This is a genomic window from Kocuria sabuli (assembly GCF_040981185.1).
GTDB lineage: Bacteria > Actinomycetota > Actinomycetes > Actinomycetales > Micrococcaceae > Kocuria > Kocuria sabuli.
In genome coordinates, this window is record NZ_JAVHZE010000036.1 from 1 (window position 1) to 5,800 (window position 5,800).

General features: G+C 58.1%; 3 rRNA genes. All 3 read left to right on the forward strand.

The window, feature by feature from the left end:
- The first annotated feature begins 169 nt into the window (after positions 1-169).
- The 3 genes from RE027_RS17575 to rrf all read left to right on the forward strand — a co-directional run bounded on the left by RE027_RS17575 (position 170) and on the right by rrf (position 5,741).
- Positions 170-1,696: ribosomal RNA gene (locus RE027_RS17575) — 16S ribosomal RNA — on the forward strand.
- Between the two features lie 595 nt (positions 1,697-2,291).
- A 23S ribosomal RNA gene (locus RE027_RS17580) occupies positions 2,292-5,418 on the forward strand.
- Positions 5,419-5,624: 206 nt separating this feature from the next.
- A 5S ribosomal RNA gene (rrf, locus tag RE027_RS17585) occupies positions 5,625-5,741 on the forward strand.
- The 16S, 23S and 5S rRNA genes sit together here, the layout of an rRNA operon.
- Positions 5,742-5,800: the final 59 nt, after the last annotated feature.

A 5,800-nucleotide genomic window follows, 5' to 3' on the forward strand; every position in this document is an offset into this window, starting at 1 on the left:
GGTCTGTTGTTTGAGAACTCAATAGTGTGCCATGTTTGTTGATACCAAATGTTTTGTTTGGTTGATGGGATCGTTCGTGCCTCGCCTCCGTGGGGTGCGGGTGGTCATTTTTCAGCCTGGATCGCTCGCCGGCCCTTTCGGGGGTGGGTGGGTTTGTTTTTTCGTTTTTTTGACGGAGAGTTTGATCCTGGCTCAGGACGAACGCTGGCGGCGTGCTTAACACATGCAAGTCGAACGATGATGCCCAGCTTGCTGGGTGGATTAGTGGCGAACGGGTGAGTAATACGTGAGTAACCTGCCCTTGACTCTGGGATAAGCCTGGGAAACTGGGTCTAATACTGGATACTACCTCTCATCGCATGGTGGGGGGTGGAAAGGGTTTTACTGGTTTTGGATGGGCTCACGGCCTATCAGCTTGTTGGTGGGGTAATGGCTCACCAAGGCGACGACGGGTAGCCGGCCTGAGAGGGTGACCGGCCACACTGGGACTGAGACACGGCCCAGACTCCTACGGGAGGCAGCAGTGGGGAATATTGCACAATGGGCGAAAGCCTGATGCAGCGACGCCGCGTGAGGGATGACGGCCTTCGGGTTGTAAACCTCTTTCAGTAGGGAAGAAGCGCAAGTGACGGTACCTGCAGAAGAAGCGCCGGCTAACTACGTGCCAGCAGCCGCGGTAATACGTAGGGCGCAAGCGTTGTCCGGAATTATTGGGCGTAAAGAGCTCGTAGGCGGTTTGTCGCGTCTGCTGTGAAAGCCCGGGGCTCAACCCCGGGTCTGCAGTGGGTACGGGCAGACTAGAGTGCAGTAGGGGAGACTGGAATTCCTGGTGTAGCGGTGAAATGCGCAGATATCAGGAGGAACACCGATGGCGAAGGCAGGTCTCTGGGCTGTTACTGACGCTGAGGAGCGAAAGCATGGGGAGCGAACAGGATTAGATACCCTGGTAGTCCATGCCGTAAACGTTGGGCACTAGGTGTGGGGGACATTCCACGTTTTCCGCGCCGTAGCTAACGCATTAAGTGCCCCGCCTGGGGAGTACGGCCGCAAGGCTAAAACTCAAAGGAATTGACGGGGGCCCGCACAAGCGGCGGAGCATGCGGATTAATTCGATGCAACGCGAAGAACCTTACCAAGGCTTGACATTCACCGGACCGCCTCAGAGATGGGGTTTCCCTTCGGGGCTGGTGGACAGGTGGTGCATGGTTGTCGTCAGCTCGTGTCGTGAGATGTTGGGTTAAGTCCCGCAACGAGCGCAACCCTCGTTCTATGTTGCCAGCACGTGATGGTGGGGACTCATAGGAGACTGCCGGGGTCAACTCGGAGGAAGGTGGGGATGACGTCAAATCATCATGCCCCTTATGTCTTGGGCTTCACGCATGCTACAATGGCCGGTACAAAGGGTTGCGATACTGTGAGGTGGAGCTAATCCCAAAAAGCCGGTCTCAGTTCGGATTGAGGTCTGCAACTCGACCTCATGAAGTCGGAGTCGCTAGTAATCGCAGATCAGCAACGCTGCGGTGAATACGTTCCCGGGCCTTGTACACACCGCCCGTCAAGTCACGAAAGTTGGTAACACCCGAAGCCGGTGGCCTAACCCCTTTGTGGGAGGGAGCCGTCGAAGGTGGGACTGGCGATTGGGACTAAGTCGTAACAAGGTAGCCGTACCGGAAGGTGCGGCTGGATCACCTCCTTTCTAAGGAGCCGTTGACCGCCGTGTGGTGGTCGCCCCTGCCTCAGTGCCCGTGCGTGGTGCTGGTGGGGTGAGCTCAAGGGTGGAATATCAACGAGCAAGTGGCCGCACCGCACTGCCGGTTTCCTTCTCCTTCGGGTGGGGGGGGTTGGTGGTGTGCTGCTCCGGACGGGTCTTCTTCAGTACCTGCCGCTCCTTCCTGGTCCTTCGGATCGGGTGGGGTGGTGGTGGAACGGTGGGCTGGTTGCGGGGTGGTGGGTGTGGTCCATGGCGCACTGTTGGGTCCTGAGACAACAGGCCCTGACTCCCTTGTGGGGGTTGGGTGTGTTGGATCTTGTCCCGGCGCCTCACCGGTGGTGGTGGGTGGATGACCCTTTCGGGGGTGATCGGCCGACTTCCACCTGTTGTGTGGGGTGTGTGGGTTGTTGTTTGAGAACTGTATAGTGGACGCGAGCATCTTAAGAACGCCCGTGTGCTCTTTCGTGCTGTCCTTTCGGGGGTGGTGCGCGGGGTGTGCGGGGAGTTCGTGATTGATCGCCGAGATACTGCTGCGCCCTTTGTGGGTGTGGTGGTGGTATCGGTGTGTTCTGTGATCATGTGGCAAGTTTTTAAGGGCGCACGGTGGATGCCTTGGCATCAGGAGCCGATGAAGGACGCGGTAATCTGCGATAAGCCTCGGGGAGCTGATAAACGAGCTGTGATCCGAGGGTCTCCGAATGGGGAAACCCCGCCACGTGTTATGCGTGGTGACCCGTACCTGAATTCATAGGGTGCGTGGAGGGAACGTGGGGAAGTGAAACATCTCAGTACCCACAGGAAGAGAAAACAACAGTGATTCCGTCAGTAGTGGCGAGCGAACGCGGAAGAGGCCAAACCGATGGTGTGTGAGACCCGGCAGGGGTTGCATCATCGGGGTCGTGGGGCGTGTCGTCCCGGGTCTGCCGGCCCGGGCGTGTGAGTGCAGGACGATAGTCGAACCGGTGTGAGTGCCGGGCCGTAGAGGGTGAGAGTCCCGTAGACGAAATCGTTGCTGCCGCACGGAACGCGTACCCAAGTAGCACGGGGCCCGAGAAATCCCGTGTGAATCTGCCAGGACCACCTGGTAAGCCTAAATACTCCCTGATGACCGATAGCGGACCAGTACCGTGAGGGAAAGGTGAAAAGTACCCCGGGAGGGGAGTGAAATAGTACCTGAAACCGTGTGCCTACAATCCGTCGGAGCCCTACAAGGTGACGGCGTGCCTTTTGAAGAATGAGCCTGCGAGTTAGTGTTACGTCGCGAGGTTAACCCGTGAGGGGTATCCGTAGCGAAAGCGAGTCTGAATAGGGCGAGTGAGTGGCGTGATCTAGACCCGAAGCGAAGTGATCTACCCATGGCCAGGTTGAAGCGCGTGTAAGAGCGCGTGGAGGACCGAACCCACTTCAGTTGAAAATGGAGGGGATGAGCTGTGGGTAGGGGTGAAAGGCCAATCAAACTTCGTGATAGCTGGTTCTCCCCGAAATGCATTTAGGTGCAGCGTTACGTGTTTCTTGCCGGAGGTAGAGCTACTGGATGGCCGATGGGCCCTACAAGGTTACTGACGTCAGCCAAACTCCGAATGCCGGTAAGTGAGAGCGTAGCAGTGAGACTGTGGGGGATAAGCTTCATAGTCGAGAGGGAAACAGCCCAGACCACCAACTAAGGCCCCTAAGCGTGTGCTAAGTGGGAAAGGATGTGGAGTTGCTTAGACAACCAGGAGGTTGGCTTAGAAGCAGCCACCCTTGAAAGAGTGCGTAATAGCTCACTGGTCAAGTGATTCCGCGCCGACAATGTAGCGGGGCTCAAGTACACCGCCGAAGTTGTGGCATTGCACCAATGATACCCAACCGGTCTTACGACCGGTTCAGGTGGTGCGATGGGTAGGGGAGCGTCGTGTGGGCAGTGAAGCTGCGGGGTGACCCAGTGGTGGAGCCCACACGAGTGAGAATGCAGGCATGAGTAGCGAATGACGGGTGAGAAACCCGTCCGCCGGATGATCAAGGGTTCCAGGGTCAAGCTAATCTGCCCTGGGTCAGTCGGGACCTAAGGCGAGGCCGACAGGCGTAGTCGATGGACAACGGGTTGATATTCCCGTACCGGCGAAGAACCGCCCATATCGAACCGGGGACACTAACCACCCGAACCGCACCAGGTGCCGGCCATTGGCCGGGGCCGGTGTCGGGGAGCGTGGGACCTGAACCGGGGAGGTAAGCGTATTAACAGGTGTGACGCAGGAAGGTAGCCGAGCCGGGCGATGGTAGACCCGGTCTAAGCGTGTAGGACGATCCGTTGGCAAATCCGCGGGTCATACAGTCTGAGACGTGACGGGACCCCCATCCGTGGGGGGATTCGGTGATCCTATGCTGCCGAGAAAAGCATCGACGCGAGGTTCCAGCCGCCCGTACCCCAAACCGACACAGGTGATCAGGTAGAGAATACTAAGGCGATCGAGAGAATCATGGTTAAGGAACTCGGCAAAATGCCCCCGTAACTTCGGGAGAAGGGGGGCCCCGACCGTGGACACCACTTGCTGGTGCGAGCGGGTAAGGGCCGCAGAGACCAGGGGGAAGCGACTGTTTATCAAAAACACAGGTCCGTGCGAAGTCGCAAGACGATGTATACGGACTGACTCCTGCCCGGTGCTGGAAGGTTAAGAGGACCTGTTAGCCTCACGGCGAAGCGGAGAATTTAAGCCCCAGTAAACGGCGGTGGTAACTATAACCATCCTAAGGTAGCGAAATTCCTTGTCGGGTAAGTTCCGACCTGCACGAATGGAGTAACGACTTCCCCGCTGTCTCAACCATGAACTCGGCGAAATTGCAGTACGAGTAAAGATGCTCGTTACGCGCAGCAGGACGGAAAGACCCCGAGACCTTTACTATAGTTTGGTATTGGTGTTCGGTGTGGCTTGTGTAGGATAGGTGGGAGACGGTGAAGCGGGCACGCCAGTGCACGTGGAGTCAACGTTGAAATACCACTCTGGTCACTCTGGACATCTAACTTCGGCCCGTGATCCGGGTCAGGGACAGTGCCTGATGGGTAGTTTAACTGGGGCGGTTGCCTCCTAAAGAGTAACGGAGGCGCCCAAAGGTTCCCTCAGCCTGGTTGGCAATCAGGTGTCGAGTGTAAGTGCACAAGGGAGCTTGACTGTGAGAGCGACAGCTCGAGCAGGGACGAAAGTCGGGACTAGTGATCCGGCGGTACATTGTGGAATGGCCGTCGCTCAACGGATAAAAGGTACCTCGGGGATAACAGGCTGATCTTGCCCAAGAGTCCATATCGACGGCATGGTTTGGCACCTCGATGTCGGCTCGTCGCATCCTGGGGCTGGAGTTGGTCCCAAGGGTTGGGCTGTTCGCCCATTAAAGCGGTACGCGAGCTGGGTTCAGAACGTCGTGAGACAGTTCGGTCCCTATCCGCTGCGCGCGCAGGAAATTTGAGAAGACCTGTCCTTAGTACGAGAGGACCGGGACGGACGAACCTCTGGTATGGCAGTTGTACCGCCAGGTGCACCGCTGCTTCGCTACGTTCGGAAGAGATAACCGCTGAAAGCATCTAAGCGGGAAGCTCGCTTCGAGATGAGATTTCCACGCACTTCGGTGCGAGAGGCCCCCAGCTAGACCACTGGGTTGATAGGCCGGAGGTGGAAGCACGAACCAACGACGTGTGCAGCCGACCGGTACTAATAAGCCGACAACTTACACCACACCCCACCCCCAACACGTGTTGGAACAAGGGTGGGAACAACCTCAGAACACCGCGTCCACTATACGGCTCCCAACCAACAACCCCACCCCCACCTCGTGGGGGTGAACGGGATGGTCGCACCACAACACAAGACCGCCCCCACCCGTGGGGCGGGCACCACAGTGACTTACCCACCCCCGCATGGCGGGGGGAGGGAACCAGAGTTACGGCGGTCATAGCGTGGGGGAAACGCCCGGTCCCATCCCGAACCCGGAAGCTAAGACCCACAGCGCCGATGGTACTGCACCCGACAGGGTGTGGGAGAGTAGGACACCGCCGGACCACACCACGGGTCGAGCCCCCGCACCACCACGGTGCGGGGGCTCCCCACATTAACCACC